This window comes from Catellatospora coxensis (assembly GCF_016862635.1).
GTDB classification, from domain to species: Bacteria; Actinomycetota; Actinomycetes; order Mycobacteriales; family Micromonosporaceae; genus Catellatospora; species Catellatospora coxensis.
On record NZ_BONI01000177.1, the window covers coordinates 1 to 2,556 of the forward strand.

Here is a 2,556-nt window from a genome sequence, read left to right on the forward strand (position 1 = left end):
ACAGCACGCCACCCGGTCGCGTACACCGTCGCCTCGGTCGGCCCGTACAGGTTGACCACCCGTGCCGACGGGAACACCGACCGAACCCGGTCCAGCACGCCGGCAGGAACCGCCTCACCTGCCAGGACCACGACCCGCACCGACTCGAAGACCGGCACGTCTGCCAGCGCCTGGCTCAACGCGGACGGGACCGCGGAGATCAGTGTTCCGGGCCATGTCGCGGGCAGCTCGCCCAGTGCCAGCACGTCACGCGCCAACTCCACGCAACCGCCCGAGACCCAGGTGCCGAAGACCTCGAACACCGACACGTCGAAACTCAACGACGTGGACGCCAGCACCCGGGACATCTCGTCGGCGCCGAACTCCGCTCTCACCCACGACAGCAGATTGACGACCCCGCCCTGCGAGACCACCACACCCTTCGGCCGCCCCGTCGACCCGGAGGTGTAGATCGCGTACGCGGGGCTGTCGGCGTCGACGCAGACGGAGAGGTCTTCGTCCGACCACTGCCCCAACCCCTCGATCGGGGTGAGATCGTCCAGCACGGCTACCGGTCGGGCCTCGTCGAGCACGATGCGCACGCGCTCGGCCGGCCACCGCGGATCCACCGGCACGTAACCCGCCCCCGACTTCACCACCCCGAGCAGCGCCACCATCACATCGACGGTCCGCGGCAGCGCCAGCGCCACGAAACGCCCCGGTCCCGCGCCTTGAGCGACGAGATGCCGGGCGAGGCGGTTGGCTCGTGCGTTCAGCTCCGCGTACGTCAGCTCCTGCCGGTCGTGGACGAGCGCCACCGCATCCGGCGACTGCCGCACCTGAGCCTCGAAAAGCGCTGCCAGCGGCGCGAAGGAAAGCGGGTGCGAGGTGTCGTTCCATTCATCGACGATCCTGTGGCGTTCCGCCTCGGAAAGCAGAACCATGTCCGCGAGGCGGGCGTCGGCGCGCTCGACGACCTGCTCAAGCAATCGTGTGAACCATGCCGTCAGCGACAGCGCCGTAAGCTCGTCGAACACGTCGAGCGCGAAGTCGAGCTTCCCGCGGATGCCGAGCGGTTCGCCATCCGCGTCGTGGCGTTGCTCGAAGTTCCACAGCAGGTCGAACTTGGCGGCTCCGGCCCGCAACGGCTCGACCTGGGCACGGGTGCCGGGCAGCGCCCAGCTGTCGAGGTCTTCTCCCCCGTCGAAGGCGAGCATGACCTGGAACAGCGGGTGGCGGGCCGTGGAGCGGGCGGGGTTGAGGACTTCGACCAGCCGTTCGAACGGCACCTCCTGATGTGCGAAAGCGCCTAGATCCGTCGCTCGCACCCGGCCGAGCAGTTCGGTGAACGTCGGGTCGCCCGACAGGTCCGATCGCAGGACCACCGTGTTGACGAAGAACCCGATCAGGTCGTTTACCGCCTCGTCGGACCGGCCTGCCACCGGCGTCCCGATCGGGATGTCGACGCCGCCGCCCACTTTGCTCAGCAGCGCGGCCAACGTGGCGTGTACGACCATGAACACGGTCGACTGGTGCTCGCGCGCGAGGTTCGTCAGCCGGCGGTGAAGGTCGCCGCCGAGTTCGAACCGCACGTCGCCGCCGCGGTACGAAGCCACCGGCGGACGCACACGGTCGTACGGGAGCGCGAGTTCCTCTGGCAGCCCGGCCAGCGCCCCACGCCAGAACTGCAGCTGCTCCGCCGCGAGGCTGCCCGCCGATTCGTCGCTGAGCAGTTCCCGCTGCCAGATGGCGTAGTCGGCGTACTGGACGGGCAGCGGCGACCAGTCGGGAGCCGTGTCGGACAAGCGCGACGCGTACGCCTGCGACAGGTCACGCGACAGCGGGCCGAGCGACCAGCCGTCACTGGCGATGTGGTGGGTCAGCATGAGCAGGACGCATTCGTCGGGTCCGAGTTCGAACAGCCACGCCCGGACCGGCAGCTCAGTGGAGACGTCGAAGACGTACCCGGTGGCAGCTGACAGCGCTGCCGCCAGGTCGCCCTCGACGACCCTGGCCTCTTCGAGCACCGGTGCCACGCCGACGTCGAGAATCTCCTGGTGCGGCTCCCCGTCCACGACCCGGAACACCGTGCGCAACGCCTCGTGCCGGCCGACGACGTCGCCCAGCGCCGCACGCAGCGCATCGCGGTCGACGGGGCCGTGCAGCCGCCACGCGTACGGTTCGGTGTAGGCGGCATTGTGTCCTTCGAACTGGTCCACGAACCACAGCCGCTGCTGCGCGAACGACAACGGCAGCCGCTCCGGGCGCGGCGCCACCGCGGCCAGCGCCGGACGCGCCGCGCCGAGTCCGTCGAGCACGCGGCAGAGCGCCGACACGGTCGGCGAGTCGAACAACGCCCGGATCCCCAGCTCGACCCCCAGCGCCGCACGCACGCGCGAGATCAACCGCGTGGCGAGCAGTGAGTCGCCGCCGAGGTCGAAGAAGTCGTCGTCGAGGCCCACGTGGTCGACGCCCAGGACGTCGGAGAACAGTCCGATCACTGCCTTCTGCCGCGCGGTGACCGGTCCGGGTTCGGCGGATCCGTCGAACACGGGTGCGGGTAGGGCTTTGCGGTCG

Annotated in this window: 1 protein-coding gene; it reads right to left on the reverse strand. The window is 69.8% G+C overall.

Annotated features, from left to right (window positions below):
* The coding region (locus tag Cco03nite_RS41815) for a condensation domain-containing protein (RefSeq protein ID WP_203699606.1) at nucleotides 1-2,531 on the reverse strand (2,531 nt) is incomplete at its 3' end.
* Nucleotides 2,532-2,556: the final 25 nt, after the last annotated feature.